Source organism: Armatimonadota bacterium, from assembly GCA_016789105.1.
In the GTDB taxonomy this organism is placed as follows: Bacteria; Armatimonadota; Fimbriimonadia; order Fimbriimonadales; family Fimbriimonadaceae; genus UphvI-Ar2.
Genome location: JAEURN010000010.1, coordinates 62,057 through 77,722 on the forward strand (window position 1 = coordinate 62,057; position 15,666 = coordinate 77,722).

At 59.3% G+C, this 15,666-nt stretch carries 14 protein-coding genes; 2 read left to right on the forward strand and 12 right to left on the reverse strand.

Going from position 1 to position 15,666, the window contains the following annotated elements; all coding sequences use genetic code 11:
• Window positions 1–205: 205 nt before the first annotated feature.
• Both mutY and pyrF read right to left on the reverse strand, forming a co-directional pair.
• The gene (gene mutY / locus JNM28_11995; protein ID MBL8069164.1) at window positions 206–1,213 is read right to left on the reverse strand and encodes an A/G-specific adenine glycosylase; all 1,008 of its coding nucleotides are present in this window, start codon (window positions 1,211–1,213) and stop codon (window positions 206–208) included.
• Window positions 1,210–1,923 carry an orotidine-5'-phosphate decarboxylase gene (pyrF, locus tag JNM28_12000; GenBank protein ID MBL8069165.1) on the reverse strand — a complete coding sequence of 238 codons (714 nt, stop codon included), beginning with the start codon at window positions 1,921–1,923 and terminating at the stop codon, window positions 1,210–1,212. The genes mutY and pyrF overlap by 4 nt, the downstream gene beginning before the upstream one ends.
• 42 nt (window positions 1,924–1,965) lie before the next feature.
• Here pyrF and JNM28_12005 point away from each other — a divergent pair, with 42 nt between their 5' ends.
• A complete protein-coding gene (locus tag JNM28_12005) occupies window positions 1,966–3,396 on the forward strand; it encodes an aldehyde dehydrogenase family protein (protein MBL8069166.1) in 1,431 nt (476 codons plus the stop codon).
• Window positions 3,397–3,405: 9 nt separating this feature from the next.
• Here the strand turns inward: JNM28_12005 and JNM28_12010 are convergent, their stop codons facing one another.
• Genes JNM28_12010 through JNM28_12020 form a run of 3 tightly spaced genes read right to left on the reverse strand, consistent with a single transcriptional unit; the run spans window position 3,406 to window position 5,673 of the window.
• On the reverse strand, window positions 3,406–3,918 hold the full coding sequence (locus JNM28_12010) for a DUF1579 family protein (GenBank protein MBL8069167.1): 513 nt from the start codon (window positions 3,916–3,918) through the stop codon (window positions 3,406–3,408).
• Between the two features lie 24 nt (window positions 3,919–3,942).
• On the reverse strand, window positions 3,943–4,776 hold the full coding sequence (locus tag JNM28_12015; protein ID MBL8069168.1) for a Stp1/IreP family PP2C-type Ser/Thr phosphatase: 834 nt from the start codon (window positions 4,774–4,776) through the stop codon (window positions 3,943–3,945).
• A 3-nt stretch (window positions 4,777–4,779) separates the two neighbouring features.
• Window positions 4,780–5,673, reverse strand: coding sequence for an FHA domain-containing protein (locus JNM28_12020; protein ID MBL8069169.1), 894 nt, complete (start codon window positions 5,671–5,673; stop codon window positions 4,780–4,782).
• 127 nt (window positions 5,674–5,800) lie between these two features.
• Here JNM28_12020 and JNM28_12025 point away from each other — a divergent pair, with 127 nt between their 5' ends.
• Window positions 5,801–7,360: a M20/M25/M40 family metallo-hydrolase gene (locus tag JNM28_12025; protein ID MBL8069170.1), complete on the forward strand. Its 1,560-nt coding sequence runs from the start codon at window positions 5,801–5,803 to the stop codon at window positions 7,358–7,360.
• A gap of 224 nt (window positions 7,361–7,584) precedes the next feature.
• Here JNM28_12025 and ppk1 read toward each other — a convergent pair whose 3' ends face one another.
• Genes ppk1 through JNM28_12060 form a run of 7 tightly spaced genes read right to left on the reverse strand, consistent with a single transcriptional unit; the run spans window position 7,585 to window position 15,646 of the window.
• Window positions 7,585–9,627: a polyphosphate kinase 1 gene (gene ppk1 / locus JNM28_12030; protein MBL8069171.1), complete on the reverse strand. Its 2,043-nt coding sequence runs from the start codon at window positions 9,625–9,627 to the stop codon at window positions 7,585–7,587.
• A complete protein-coding gene (locus JNM28_12035; protein ID MBL8069172.1) occupies window positions 9,624–10,544 on the reverse strand; it encodes a hypothetical protein in 921 nt (306 codons plus the stop codon). Before JNM28_12035 ends, ppk1 begins: the two co-directional genes overlap by 4 nt.
• Window positions 10,545–10,577: 33 nt before the next feature.
• On the reverse strand, window positions 10,578–11,993 hold the full coding sequence (locus JNM28_12040; protein MBL8069173.1) for a DUF4139 domain-containing protein: 1,416 nt from the start codon (window positions 11,991–11,993) through the stop codon (window positions 10,578–10,580).
• Window positions 11,994–12,051: 58 nt separating this feature from the next.
• Window positions 12,052–12,822, reverse strand: a complete 771-nt coding sequence (locus tag JNM28_12045) for a PD-(D/E)XK nuclease family protein (GenBank protein MBL8069174.1) — start codon at window positions 12,820–12,822, stop codon at window positions 12,052–12,054.
• Window positions 12,823–12,824: 2 nt separating this feature from the next.
• Window positions 12,825–14,390, reverse strand: a complete 1,566-nt coding sequence (locus JNM28_12050) for a PH domain-containing protein (protein ID MBL8069175.1) — start codon at window positions 14,388–14,390, stop codon at window positions 12,825–12,827.
• Complete coding sequence (locus JNM28_12055) at window positions 14,383–14,910, reverse strand: PH domain-containing protein (protein ID MBL8069176.1); 528 nt, start codon at window positions 14,908–14,910, stop codon at window positions 14,383–14,385. The genes JNM28_12050 and JNM28_12055 overlap by 8 nt, the downstream gene beginning before the upstream one ends.
• Window positions 14,911–14,938: 28 nt before the next feature.
• Window positions 14,939–15,646, reverse strand: coding sequence for a hypothetical protein (locus JNM28_12060; GenBank protein ID MBL8069177.1), 708 nt, complete (start codon window positions 15,644–15,646; stop codon window positions 14,939–14,941).
• Window positions 15,647–15,666: the final 20 nt, after the last annotated feature.

Sequence of the window (15,666 nt, forward strand, 5' to 3'; positions counted from 1 at the left end):
TCGCGCCGGTCTCAGCGCCAAATGGTGGCGATGGTGCCGGAACGGTTCCGCGCTTCGTTTGTGAGGCGCATGATGGCCCAAGAACGGTTCGCCAGGCGCATCGGGCTGAAGGTTTTGACATTTGTTGTCAACCTGTTCCTTTTGAGCGTTTCGGCCGGCCTTTTACTGTCGTTTTTCTTGAACGCAACCGCCGAAGGCTGGTTCGTCATCCCAACCCAGGAAGCGTTGGGGCGGAGCCCAGCGCCAAACGGATCGCCTTCTTGGCCGGCGCGGTGAGGGCAATCGAATCCAATTCTTTCGGATCGACATAAGCCAGCCCCGCGTTGGTTTTTTCGAAATGGTGGACAAACACCTGCAAAGTGATTTGGTACCGGGTGACCGTGTGTTTGAAAGACCCCACAAGCCAGCAACCCGGGTAGGCGTCCGCAGCAGCTTCCGCTGTCTCAAAGCGGGGCGTTTGCCACAGCCCGGCCCACCAAGCCCCCGGCGGACATTGTTCAAGCCCGATGAGGCCCTGACAGACCGGGACGACCGCCGCATGAGAGAGTCGCACCCACTCCTTTCTTGGTTTTGGAGCCGGAAAGTCGGCCACGTTGCCCCCCTTTTGAGCCAGGCAATGAACCGAAACGGGGCATCGGCCGCATGCCGGTGTTCTGGGCATGCAAACCGTGGCGCCCAACTCCATCAAAGCTTGATTCCAATCACCCGGTCGTTCGGCCACAAGGTTGCCCCTGGCCCAATCCCATGCGGCCCTTTTGAGGCCGGATCCCGCCGCCGGGTCAGCAGAAATGCGGGCATAGACCCGCTCCACGTTGCCGTCCACAAGGGCCGCCGGCAACCCCTGGGCGATTGAAGCGACGGCTCCCGCCGTGTAGTCGCCAACCCCGGGTAGCGACCGCCACTGCTCAACCGTTGCGGGCCAGCCGTCGTTGGCGATGATTTGGGCGGCTCGGTGGAGGTTGCGGGCGCGGGAGTAATAGCCCAGTCCCTGCCATGCCGCCAGGACGGCCTCCTCCCGGGCTTGCGCCAAGCTGTGGACAGTGGGGAACGCTTGCATCCAGCGCCAAAAAAACGGGATGACGGCTTGAACGGTCGTTTGCTGCAACATGGCTTCGCTGACCCAAACGGCATACGGGTCGCAAGTGCGGCGCCAAGGCAGGTCGCGCCGATTTGCGTCGTACCAGTCCAGGATCGACTGCTGGAACGGGGTCATTCATCTTCGCCAAGACGGAGAGAGGCCAAGGCTGCGACGGGGTCATCGGCTTTGACCAAGGCGCGCCCGATGACCAGGTAATCGGCCCCGGCATCGAGGGCATCCTGCCCGTCCCCGACCCGGCTCTGGTCGTGCCGGTCTCCCCCGTCGGCTCGAATGCCCGGAGTAACGATGACCGCCTTCGGCATCCAAGCCCGCATATCGGTGGCCTCTTCGACGGAGCAAACCAGCCCATCGAGCCCAGACCTGATCCCCATTTCACTGAGTTTGAGCATATGGTCTTTGAGATCGCGCCCGACGCCGAGCTGCTCGGAAAGCATCTCTTCATCGATGGAAGTCAACACGCTGACCCCGACGAGGAGGGGGCGTACGTCTTCGGAATAGAACTTGGCTTCCTCGGCGGCGGCGGTGAGCATTGCCGGCCCTCCGCTCAGGTGGAGCGTGAGCATCCAGACATTGTGCCGGGCGGCCTCGCGAACCGCAATCCCCACACTGTTGGGGATATCGTGGAATTTGAGGTCGAGGAAGATTCTTTCAGCCCCGGCATCTTGCAGGCGATCGACCACGGAAAGGCCGTTGGGCAAGGTCAAAGCGTGGCCGATTTTGAAGGCACCACAATAAGGAGAGAGCCGTTTAACTGCGGCCAGGGCTTCATCCAGATTCCCGGTGTCCAAAGCTGCGATGATGTGGTGTCTGTTGCGCCGTGCCATGCCTTTCCCATTCTAGACGGAGAGCCATGCCATGATGGTTAAGTGCATTGCGAGCTGTTGATTGGCGGGCATTTTGTCGGCGGCCCATGCGACCAGTCGGTTGGCAAATCCCAGCATTACGCCCCCTACAATGGCAAATTGGTCGGAACCGCTGCCGAAGCGGGCTGGCCCGAGTGCAACGCGGCTTTGGATTCTGCAATCGAAGCGTTTGCCGGCTGGCGCCGGCAGCCGGCGCACGTCGTACAAAACCTTTTGGAATCTATCGCTAGGCTCGTCGATGAGCGGGCATCCGAACTGGCTGAATTGATGTCCGCAGAAATCGGCAAGCCTGTCACCCAGGCCGAAGCCGAAGTCCGCCGCCTCAGCCACACCTTCCGCCTGGCCGCCCAACTCCCCAGCCAGGCGAGTCCACGCATCATCGATGTTTCTTATGACGAGCGGTCGGATGGCGTGGTTTGCACGGCAAGCCGAGTCCCCATTGGCCCGGTGCTCGCGATCGTCCCATACAACTGGCCCCTCAATCTGGCGGCGCACAAAATCGCCCCAGCTTTGGCGGCAGGCAACACGGTTGTCGTCAAGGCTCCCACCACCGGGGCGCTGAGCACATTAGAATTGGGAAGGATCATCCACGAGGCCGGCTGCCCACCGGGCGTTGTCAACTTCCTCAACACCCCCGCCGCACTGGCCCAAAAATGTGCCCTCGACGAGCGGGTCAAGATGGTGAGCTTCACCGGGTCGCCCAAAGTCGGCTGGATGCTCAAAGAGATGCTCCCCCGCAAGCGCGTCTCATTGGAACTCGGGGGTGACGCCACTTGCGTGGTCGCGGAAGACGGCGATTGGCAAACCGCCGCGCAAAAACTTGTGGCCGGGGCGTTTGCGTATGCCGGCCAAATCTGCATTTCGGCCCAGCACATTCTGGTGCACCGGTCTGTTTACCTTGAGTTCAAGGATCGGTTTTTGTCCCTGGTCGAAGCTATCCCGACCGGTGACCCGCTCGACCGGGAAACGGTTTGCGGTCCCCTGATTACCGATGAGGCGGCCGAAAACGTGATGGCATTGATCGACGACGCCGAAGAATCCGGGGCAACGATTCTGACTGGTGGGCACCGCGTCGGCCGGGTCGTCGAGCCCACAGTCATCGAAAACCCGATGCGATCCATGAGGATTGGCCGCGAGGAAGCATTTGGCCCCGTCGTCACATTGCAACCGTTTGAGACCGACGACGAGGCGATTGCATGGGTCAACGCCTCCCAGTTCGGAATCCACACAGCTTTGTGGACAGCCGACCAAAACCGGTGGCAACGGTACTTTTCCGAATTGGAAACCGGCGGCCTGATCGTCAACGATTCGCCCAGCCTCCGGTTTGACGCGATGCCCTATGGTGGAGTCAAAAACTCCGGTTTTGGGCGGGAGGGGGTGTGGAGCACGTTTTTGGAGATGACGGAGGACAAGGTCCAAGTCCTCCGCCTTTGACCCAACGTCTCAGCCCTTTTTCCGTTTGAACGGGTCGCTGGAGACCACCGCCCAGCCATCGGGCGATTTGAACTCGAGTTTGAAGGCGAATTCATCATCCGACTTCTTCTTCAGCGTTGCACGGGCCAGCGTTTCTTGCCCCATCGCGACCCACGGATCGGATGTGAAGACGAGTTCTTCTCCCACCCACTTGCCATGCTCCACCCTGGGTTGGTCGGAAAGGTTGGTGTAGCTCGTCATCAAGTACTCTTTCTTGGCGGGATCCCAGGAGATGTAGGAAGTCTCCTTGAGCTCAAACCCCGCAAGCTTTTGGGAGTTGGTGGTCTTGATGAACGGCCCTTCCATAGAGACAGTCCATTCAGCGGTGTAATCCATTGCAGAGCCTTGAACATTGAACTCGCCGCTGGAAGTCCATGTCCCGACCATCCATGCGAGCTTTTGGATCTCAGGGGCAGGAGAAGCGAACTGGGCCTGGCAGCCAACGGCGGCCAGGGTAACGAGGGCGGCAATAGTTGATCTCATACGGCGTAGGTTTACCTGGATGCACTACTGATCTGTTTCCAAAAATTCCAAGCCGTCGACACGGACGACGATGGCGGTTGCGTTGTCTGATCCGCCTCCGACAAGGGCGTCTCCGACCAATCGCCAGGCCGCTTCACTCGGGTGGGCAGTTGCCAATATCCGGCCGATTTGATCGTCGGCGACATGGTTTGTCACGCCATCTGAGCAAACCATGAAGACATCTCCTTCGGCCAATGGGTGTTCAAAGAGGTCGCACGCAACATCCCTTTCGGTGCCCAGGGCGCGGGTGATGACATGCCGGTAGGGGTGGGCTTCGGCTTCTTCCCGGGTCATCATCCCGGCGGCCACGGTTTCCTCAACCCAAGTGTGGTCGGTTGTGAGTTGCTCCACTTCCCCATTCCGGAGCCGGTAAGCCCGGGAATCGCCGACGTTGACAATGAGGACGGCATCTTGCCGGAAGATCAAGGCGACAAGGGTTGTCCCCATGCCTTTGCGGCTGGGGATAGCCAGGCTGATGTCGTGGATGAACCGGGTGGCCGCCGTCACCGCCGCCCGGGTCGCCGCCATATAGTCCTCGCTCGGATGGCTGCGGTAGACATCGATAAAGGTTTTGCAGGCGATTTCGCTGGCGCATTGACCGGCTTCGTGGCCGCCCATCCCATCGCAGACGACGAAGACGTGGCCTTTGGCGGCCAGGTCGCTTTCTTTTTCTGCGATGAAGAACTCGTGTTTGTCCTCGTTGTTTTCGCGGACTTTGCCCATGTCGGTCTTGGCCCCAAAACTTAGGTGAGGTTTGACCCGCAGCCTAATTTGGGGCACGACGGCTTCAACGGTGATTTCTGCCGTGATTTCGTCCATGGGCTAGCCTTGCCCCGCAAATTGGAGATCCAAGACGTACTGCCCAAGGCGGATGCTGTCGCCAGGGTGGATCAAGGTTTTTTGGCCCGCCGCAAGCTTGGCCTCGTTGACGAACGTTCCGTTTGTGCTGCCGGTGTCGGTGATGTGGACGCCATCGTCGGTCACCTCGAATTCGCCATGCTGGCCGCTCACGTAGGGGTCGGATATCTGGATAGCGTTGGAATCTCGGCGGCCGAACGTGTGTTTCCCTTTGACCAAGGGGACTTTGACGCCATCGACAACCAAATGGGCGATGGCCCCGCTGGCCACCGGGGGGGCCGTCATGGCGGATGTTTTGCCACTCATGGCGGCGAGGGTTTTGTTGGCTTCTCCTGGCAGTCCCAGTTTCATCTCATAGCCGCCAAGGCTGACCGTTGCCCCGTTCTCCAAGGCCGTCCGACCGGAAATCCGGTTGCCGCCGACCATGGTTCCATTGGTCGAGCCCAGATCCTCGACGAAAACCGACCCGCCTTCCCAGGAAACCTTTGCATGTTGTCGGCTAACCCGCGTGTCCTCAATCAAGATGTCGGCCTGCCGGCCAATGGTCACCGCGCCGGGCCTAAGCTTGTGCTCGCGGCCATCGGCATCCACCAACACCGGCACTTGGACCGACGGGGCGCCGAATGCGTCCCCTTCCAGAGCCTTGTCGAAAATCAGCCCACATTCCACGCAAAACATCACACCGGGAGGGTTGAACGACTTGCAGACGGTGCATTGGACGGGTTTGATCGTCACCGTGGCTTCATAGGTCGGGGCACCCATGATGGTCCGGTTAGGGTCTACCGGTGTCCCCAATTGGGTTTTGTTGGGGTCAGTTGTTGGCGGCGGGGCCATTTGTGTGCGGTTGAGGTCGCTCATTCTGGAGTGCGTTTCCCGGTTAAAGTATCGGCTTTTTATTGTGACGGCGAAACCTTGGCAAAGGTGCCTTTGAAGAATTCATTGAGACAATGTGACATTCCGTATGGTGTTGGGGGTAGAAACAGGCATGCAAGCCCGCTTGGGCGGCCTCGTTGCCGCAATCCTGCTTTCGTCCCCCGGCTGGGGCAACTACGCGCCCGATGTTGACCAGATTTCGAAGACCAACCTCAAGGCGCACCTTGAATTCATTGCCAGCGACCTCCTCCTTGGCCGCGACACTCCATCGCAAGGATTAGATCTGGCTGCGCGGTACATCGCCTCGCACTTGGAGATGTACGGTGCCGAACCCGGCGGTGATAACGGGACATATTTCCAAATGATCACGCTTGGCCGGTCGGTTCTCAAGGCCGAAGGCACGGTCTGTGCGATCGATGGAAAGACCCTGGAATTGGGCACGGACTATGTGCCCGACACCGCAGTTGCCGGCGATGTCCAGGGACCGGCGGTTTTTGTCAAATCGGGTTGGACGAATGCGCAAAAGGGGATCGACCCGATGAAGGGGCTCAACCTCAAAGGCGCGATTGTTGTCACCGATGGCATGCTGCCGGACGGGGTTGCCCGCCGCGACACGTTCAATGACCCGAATTGGGAGTCCCCCGCCGTGGCCGCCAAACGGTATGGGGCCGCCGCTGTGGTGACGGTTTCGGGCTTGCCGGGTGGACAAGGGTGGAAGCGCCAGGTGGATCGCATGACCCAGGGCGGCAGGTTCGGCATCCAAAGCCCAGACCGCCCCGTAGGAGTTCCCTCGATCACCGTGTCGCCGGAAGTCGGCGAAACGCTCAAGAGTTCGGCCCTCAATGCGGTGCGGGCCGAGTTCCCACCCAATGCCCCGACGGTTTCCATAAAATTGAACGCGGTTAACGAAACCCAAACCACCCAAAACGTGATCGGGATCATCCGGGGATCTGACCCAGTCCTGAAAAACGAATTCGTGGCTCTGGGCGCCCACTATGACCATGTCGGGGTTGGCCAAGCCGACAACCGCGGCGACACCATTTACAACGGAGCCGACGACGATGGGAGCGGCACGGTTGCGATGCTGGAAATCGCGCGGGTCGTCGCCGCCGGCAAACGGCCGAAGCGGTCGCTGATTTTTGTATGGCACTGCGGCGAAGAAAAAGGCTTGTGGGGGTCCCAATATTTTGCGGCACACCCGACGATCGATTTCAGCAAACTGATCATCCAGGTCAACATGGATATGATCGGGATGTCCAAAAAGCCTGGGGACACCAACCCGGCAAACGCCGACCTCACCGACAGCCGCAGCATCTATGTGATCGGGCCCAAGCTCATCAGTTCCGACATCACGAAAACGCTCACCGCCGTGAACGATGCGACCGTGAAAATGAACCTGCTGGACACCTATGACACGACGAGCGACCCGAACCGCTACTACCAGCGGAGCGACCATTACAGCTACATTGCCAAAGGCGTCCCGGCAATCTTCCTGTTCAGCGGTTCGCACGAAAACTACCACCGCCCGAGCGACGAAGTGAGCCAAATCGACTTCGACAAACTCCAGACCACGGCGAAGCTCCTCTACGCCATGGCGTATGAGTTTGCGATGCAACCCGAACGGCCCCGGATCGACGGTCCCCTGAAGAGCCTGTTCGGCGGAACTCAGTAGTCCGCTGATTCAATTGGAGCCTCTCCCGGCCTTCGGAGGGGTGCAACAAATGGGTCGCCCGGGAATAGGGGTTCCTAAGCCCGGGTTCCAAGTCGGCGGCAACCCCTCCCTTCCCTCCCCAGACTTGGGGAGGGTATCCCTTTCCCAATCGATTGCCAAGATCGGCCGGATAGGGGAAATAGGTTTGCCGCATCTCCTTCCCACACTTGAGGAACTGAACTCAATCAAACCGGGGGCAGGACTTTGGTGGCGGCCAGGGCCAAGAGTTCGTTTTGAGAGTTGCGCGACTTGCCGCGCATCTTGGCCATGCGGACGGTGTGGCCCTCGGGCATCATCTGCCAGGCTTTGACGTTGTCTTCAAGAGCCAGGCCGATTGCCTTGTCGCGGAGATAGGCGATTTGGGCCGGATCCGAGACGGGGGCCAAGACCTCGATCCGGCGATCCAAATTGCGACGCATCATGTCCGCACTCCCGATGAAAGCTTCCTCCTCGCCGCCATTCTCAAAATAGTAGATCCGGCTGTGTTCCAAGAACCGCCCAACCACGCTGACGACGCGGATGTTTTCGCTGAGCCCGGGTACGCCAGGCCGCAGGCAGCAGATGCCTCGGACGACAAGATCCACCGGGATCCCCGCTTGGCTGGCTTCATAGAGGGCATCAATGACTTCGGTATCAACCAATGAGTTGAGTTTAAAGGCGATCCTCCCTTGGCCGGTTCGCCGGAACGCTTCGATTTCCCTGCCGATCCGGTCGATGATCTGTTCGCGGAGGTCGAGGGGGGCGACCAAGAGCTTCCGGTATTTGACTTGTCGGCTCTTTCCGGTCAGATAGTTGAAAAGTTCGGTGATGTCTTGGCAGATTTCGGGGTCGCTGGTGAAGAGGCCAAGGTCGGTGTAAAGTTTGGCCGTGCTGGGGTTGTAGTTCCCTGTGCCGATGTGGGCATAGCTCCGGATACCATCCTCGTCTTTGCGTACGATCAAACAAAGCTTGCAGTGGACTTTCATTTCGACCGTCCCGTAGGTAACATGGACGCCGCTCCGTTCCAGCGCGCGCGACCAAACCAAATTGTTGTTTTCATCGAACCGGGCTTTGAGTTCGACCATCACCGCAACCTGCTTTCCGGCTTCGGCGGCGGCAAGCAGGCTTTCGACCACGGGCGATTCTGCGCCGACCCGGTACAGGGTCTGTTTAATGCCAATGACCCGTGGATCGTTGGCCGCCGATCGCACGAAGGCATGGACGGGTTCAAAGTCGTCGTACGGCAAATGGATCAGCACATCCCGTTGGCGGATTTGGCCGAAAAGCTGTTCGGCATTGCAGACCGCTTCTGCCCGGTAGGGCAAGTGGGGTTCGAATTTGAGTTCCGGCCGGTCGAGGTGCGCGATTTCCCATAGGAAATCGAAGCCGATTCGCCCGTCCACCTCCACCGTGTCATCTTCTTGGAGTTCCAATTGCTCCATAAGGAGGCGGAGGCCGGCCCGGGGTAACCCCTGGTCGACTTCCAACAGCACCGGGTCGCCAAACCGGCGCATCCGGAGCGTCTTTTCAACGGCATCAATCAGGTCGGCGGCCTCCAGTTCGCGGATTTCGATGTCAGCATCGCGGACCACCCGGAACAGGTGGGCCCCCCGAACTTCGACCCCGGGGAAAAGATAGGAGAGGTGGGCGACGATCAAGTCCTCCAGCAAGATGAAGGATTGTGGGTCGCCGGGGATCGGGACAAGCCGGGGCAACAGTGGGGGGACTTTGACCCGCGCCCACTGGGTTTCTGCACCATCGCCGAGTTCGACCGCGAGGTTGAGGGAACGGTTGCTGATGAATGGGAAGGTCATGGCCGGTTCCATCATCAGCGGGGTAAGGAGGGCGAAAATCTCCCGTTCAAACGACAAAGTGAGTTGCTCGCGAACCGGCTCATCGAGTTCGGAGAAACCCATGATTCGGATCCCAGCCTCGTCGAGGCTGTCAGAAAGATCCCGCCAGACTTGCGCCGCTTGGGCCCGTAGAGGCTTGACAACCTCGGCGATCATTTGCAGTTGCTGCGAGGCCGATAAGCCATCGGGGGATAGCTGGCTCATGCCCGCGGCCTCTTGTTCGATCAGACCCGAGACGCGGACCATATAGAACTCGTCAAGATTCGACTCGAAAATCGCGAGGAACTTCAGCCGCTCCAGCAAGGGGTTTTCCGGGTTTGCCGCTTCTGCCAGAACCCGGCCGTTGAATTGCAACCAACTCCATTCCCGGTTGACGTAGCGGGGGTGCCCGGTCATTTGCCCTTGCCCACCATCCATTGTTCATCCAACGAATCGCCGAGTTCCAAAATCGCCCCTTCGCGCACGCCGTATTGGCTGACTTGGAATTCACTATGCCCGAACAGCCCCAAGATGTGCCGGAGGACCAGAGATCCGGCGAGCAAAGTGCGGGCGCGGTTGATTTTGACGTCGTACCGATCCACGATGACTTCGGTATCCAGCCGCGCGCAGTCCCAGGCCAAGAAGTCCAATTCTTCGACGTGCATCATCTTTTCGCCATCGGGATGCAAGGCGCGCCACAGCCCTCGGCTGACTCCCCCGCAGGCCACGATGCGTTTTACCGGCGGGTAGCCGGTGAGTTCGTCGCATTCGATCTCGATAATTTCTAGCGCCTTCTCAACGGCGTACCCGGTCGGCGGTTGATCCAGGCCGCTCCGTGCCCTCAATGCCCCTGATCCGATGGGGAGGCTGGCAAGCCTTTGGATCGAGCGGTTCTCGCATAGGGCGACTTGAACGCTCCCGCCCCCGGCTTCGACCATGAGCATCGGCTCATCCCCTTTGCAGTCGATCTGGCAGCTGCGGTAGCTCAACTCCGCTTCCCGGAGCGGGGAGATGATTTGGATAGCGATACCGAACCGCCGGTTCGCTTCTTCCAAGACTTCGTCGTGGTTTTCGGCTTGGCGCATCGCCTCGGTGGCGAAAAAAGCCGAAGCTTCGACTTTGTATTCGTCGAGAAGCGACCGGAATTGCGCCAAAGTCGCCATCAACTCTTTGACTTTGTCATCAGGGATCTCGCCATGCCGGCTGACGACCTCCCCCAAAGAAAGCCATTCGCTTTGGTTAACGAGCCGTTTAAGCCCCGAATTGGTGAGATGGCCGATCAGCAGGTGTGCGGTATTACTCCCCACGTCTGCGGCAGCGATCAGTCGGCCCATCCCCTCAGAGTATGGCAGACGCCGCCCGGGGCCTTACCAACGGGTGGTAACGGTGTATTTGATGGTTTTGACTTCGTTCGGTTTGAGATCGACGGTGAACTCGTACGTGTTGGCGTCCAGTTTCTTGGGCTGCATACTCATCTCGCTAAGTACGTGTTCCCACCAATGGCGTTCCAGGACGGTGACGCTTTCGGCGGATTCTTTACGGTTGCGAACCTCGATTTCAAAGGTTTCGACCGCGCCATGGATGTTGCCGTCGACCCGGAACCATTTGAAAGCCGTTCGTTTGCGTTCAGCGCGGATATCGAAAGCGCGGCCAACGGTGAGCGTGACTTCCTCATCCTTGGGGGTGTGGTCGATGTTGTCTTCGCCCAGCAACTGCAAAGAACCCGAACTATCGCGCTGGTAAACCTTCACCGTCCCCATGGGGAGCGGCATGCCCAGGTTGCTGGCTTTGTCGTTTTTGATCACCAACTGGATGAGGGGTTTGATCTCGCCCATCCCGACCTGCCCTTCGTTGGGTTGGTAGCCCCGGTAGTAGCGCATGGCGTCCACGACGAGCTTCTTTTTGACCGGCACGTTGAGGGCCTCTAGGAGGCTGACCTGCTTGATTTCGCGGTTGCGGACTTCGGTCGGCCGGGTGAGGGTGTACAGGTGGTAATCGGCAAACTGCTCTTCTTCGAATTGGTTGGCATCAGCGGCTTTGGCGGCCATACGGGCTCCACCACCCCCAAACCCCCCGGTGGGTTGGTTCGTCACCCGTTGCACGTCTCCCGCTAAAAGCTTGAGGATCCGGACGGAGAAGCTGGTTCCGCAGTTGTTGGTGAGCGTAACCCACCCTTTGAAATCGCCCTTCTTCCCTTGGTCATCCAAAGAAAGCACATAGTCCGACTTCCAGGACATTCCTTGGGTGATGTAGCTGAGCTCGACGTTGTTCGTCCCGGCTTGGGCAGAATCGAGCTTCCACACCAGGGTCGGCTTGGTGATGAGCCCGGCGGGGATTGAATCCACTTCGATCTCTCCACTGGGGTTCAAAATCACGCGGCCATCGGCCGTTTGAATGACCATGCCGTTCCATGTGTGGCTTTGCCCGCCGTTGGCATCGGAGACGATCTGGGTGGGCGCACTCATCAGGGTGCCGGTGAGGCGTTCCCGGCTGCCATCGGGGAATACACGGTTGAACGTGATCTGCGACCCAACTGCCTTGTTCAAGATCGCGATCGGGGAGATGAGGTCATATTGGTAGTTCTGCTCAAGAACGCTAAAACTGCCTGGCGAACTGAGGCTGCGGATCGCCACGCTGTTAGCCTCGATCATTTGGGCGACATCTTGGACGGCGACGTCTTGCAGGCCGGTCTTAAGTTCCAGGTTGCGGCTTTCCCGGACGAGCGCAAATCCGCCGTTGTAGATGGTGAGGTCGGTCGAAGTCGGCGGATTGGCGGCGATCATGCCCAAAAGTGCCCCGGCAATGCTCATACCCGAATGGACGGCCAACCGTTGCAGCCGGTTACGGTGACTCGGAGAAGGTCTGGGTTTGACGGCACAAGCTCACAAAATCGCAATGGGGGCAAAGCCTTTCCTTGAAATAAGGGTCAACATCCACCCATTCCCGGTTCAAAATCCCCTCTCCGAGTTCGGTGACCTCCAACTGGAATTGGGTGAGTTCATCCGATGAGAGTTGGGCGGTGGCCTTTTGGCCCGTCCGGACGGCGATGATGGAGGCAGTGACCGGGCGGCCCGGGAAATGCTCCTGCAGGATGAGTTGGTAGCACGCCATCGCCAGGTCGTCCCGGACTTCGGATTCGGTGACCGATTCCCGGCCCGATTTGTAATCGATAATCTCGATCGTGCCGTCTTCGTGCTCGTCGATGCGGTCAACACGACCAATGAGAACGAATGGCCCAAGGTCTCGGCGGAACAACTTTTCCACGACGATGGTTTGTGCGGTGACCGGTTCCCGGAGAGACCGTTCAACGTGCATTTCGACGATCTGTTTGCCTTCGGCCAGGCTTTGCATCATGTGATCCTGACTGGCATATCCGGCTTCGATCCAGCTTTCTTCCAAAGCAGCAACGGCTTCGGCGGTTGTGGTCACGCCTTGGTCATTCGAATCATGGAACCGCTGCAAGACGGAGTGGAGGCTTGTGCCAAAGCTGAAGTAGCTCTTGGACCGCAAATACCATTTGCCTTTGGGATTGACGTAAGTCCAATAGTATTTGACCGGGCAGGCCAGGTAGGTCGTCAGTTTGGTGGGGCTGAGGGTGGGTCTGCGAGCCATGGTCAAAACCCATCAAAGAGGGAGTCGCGGGTTTCGCCTGCGACAAGGTGGGTGCGGTGAGCGAGCGTGATCGCCTCGTCCAAGGGGATGTCGTCGATTTCTGTGTGCTTAAAGGCCAAAGCTGCCGAACTGAACCGGGCGGTTGCCAGCCCAAACAACCTTTGGGCGGGGTTCTGGGTCACTTCGGTCAACTGGATCTTTGGCATGGGAAGGAAGTTCCACCGGGTTTTGAACCACCCGGTTCTGGTGGCGATGACATGGTTGCTCTCGCTCCAACGCATAAACCGAGAGTAAACAACACCCGCCACTATGGCGAGGCCGGCCAGCAGCGTAGCAACAGCGAACGGCAACCAGGGCTGGGCCAGGAGCGGAGCGGTTTTCAAGGCGTCCGGTACATTGCGCCGAAACAGGGTGGCCAAGCCAAAGAGTCCGCCGCCGACGAGCAGAACGGGCCAAATTGCCGAACGCAAATGCCTCCAAACCGTTTTGGGGCTCACCGGCCTATATTCGGGATGATTGAGGTCGTATTTGGGGAGAGTGGATTTCAGCAGGTGCTCCCGCATCGGGTCTCGCAAGACCGGGGTTAGCAGGGGGGCGCTGTGGGTGTGTTGCTGGCTGCCCTCGCCCTCGCCGCCTTTAGATTCGTAAGCCATCCCGCCGGCGGTTGCCGCATACATCTTGCAAACCCCCAGCCATCTTTGGAACAAGTTCTGGTCGATGTGGACGGTTTGGATCCGGTTGACGGGGATCATGTTTTCGAAATGGTTGATTAGCCCATAGGCCCGCCTGAGCTTTCCATCCCGCTCGCTGAGCTCGAATCCGTAATACTTGACGAACGTGCCAATGATCGAGACCAGCCAGCCGAAGACCAGGAAGGCGAGGATTCCCAAGATCATGAATTTGAAGACCTCTGCCCCCTGCAAGTGGCTGGACTTGATCGAGCCCGACTGGGATTCCAACGCTTTGGTGAGCAGGGGTTGGAAAAAGCTCAGGCCCGCAACGGCCGCAATCATTGCCCCGGCCCGGTTTTCGCTCACACCCACCAAGAACAATTCGTAGAGGGTGGGTTTGTAGAGGATGAGCCGTTCTTCGCCCCGGTTGATCCGGCTGTAGCTCCGGGCTTGCTGGCCAAGGAGTTGGGCCTGCAGGATATGGGCCTGCTCTTCGTTCAGCGAGGAGATTGTCGCCTCGGGCTTGGCCCCGGCAGCGGTTTCAATTTCCAATTCGACGAGTCCAAGGATCCGATGGAGCCAATCCCGCTTGACGTTGATGTTTTGGATGCGGTCGAGCGGGATGGTGCGCAAGTTCTTGACGAAAATCCCGGACCTCACCAGCAATTTGCCCTCTTGCACGGCATACCCGTAGCTGAAATACCGGAGCAACGCGGGGATCACGACGAGCGCACCGACTGCCCCGGCAATCAGTTCCCCACTCATTTCGTCGCGGCGGCCGCCGTTCAGGACCATGTAGATCCCTGTGGCGATGACCAAAGCAAACCGTCGGATGAACCTTTGGAGTTCGATGACGGCGGTCAGCGGGTTGAGGCGGTTGAAGACGGTTTCAGGCATCTGTCGCCCCGGCTTCTGGTTGGGGTGCCGCCCCGGCGTCCGATGCGCGCACCAGGCTGCTGCGTAGAACTTCGGCCTCGTGTTGGCTGACGCCGGGAATGTAGGCAGCGGCAGTGTGCATGCCCCCGACAAAGATAGAAACGTGGACCAACCCGAGGGCCCGGGCGACCGGCCCGCTCGTGACGTCGACATGTTGCACACGGTTCCGGTTGACGAACCGCCAACTCTTCCAAAAAATCCCCTTGGCGACCGCCAGGTCTTCTTCACCCAACTCAAACCGGTAGCAGTCAAAGCTCTTGTCCACCAAGAATTGTCCGATGCCACCGACAAAGACGATGACAATAACCGGGAGGGCAAAGGGAAAGATTTTCCAGCCCGGCACTTCGTGGCGGAAAAGGACATCCAACCCGGCGGCAAGCCCGGCGAGGACGAGAGTCGCTATGGCATTACTAACCCGCCACAACGTCCGGACTTTTGGGTCGAGTTTCTGCCAAGTTTGGATGTCAATCGATTTCGGCATGGGCCGCCATTCCTTACGGAATGCCATTCTATCCGGCTTCGGAGTCCTTGAGCCATGCCATCACGGGCGAGGCATCGGCAGCTTGAGCAAGAGGCTCGATCTTCTCATCCCCGCGCACCCAACGGAGGATTTGGTGGGGGACTAGCTGGAGACCCATTTCGGCAACCGGGGGGGGCCAATCGAAATGGGCGTAGGGCCTCTCAACGGGGAGCAGCACGCCACGGGTCAATGAAAGGAGTCTTGCTTCTTCTGGGATGATTTCCAGAATCTGGGCCATGGACTCGCGGATCGCATCTTCGCGGCTGCCCGATTCTAGACCCGGGTTTTCCAGGAGCCGCCGCGTCTGCTCCGAAAGTTGTTCCACCGGGGTTGGCCGGTTCCGATCCCCTCCGCCATAAAGATCGAGGGTATTGGCGGATTCAAAATATTCGAGGTTAGGCGACCAACCGCGGCTGGTCATCCGTCGGGCGCAGTCCTCGTGCATGGTCACGATGACCTCGGTTGCCCCGTCCAACGCATCGGTTGCCGATTGGCTGGATGCCACTGGGATCTCATCGTTCCAATCGTCGAGCAACCGCCGCAGCAGGAGGTCGGCAAGGTCGAGCCTTTCGGGATTGGCGTCAAACAAGCGGATTCCAAACGGGACGTCGGGGTACCACCGGGCAAGGGTTGCGCTGACAAGGGGGGCGGTTCGCATGTTCCCAGCTCCCAGGACGGCGACGATGCGTTCCCTCACGCCGCAAAGTCTACCGGGGA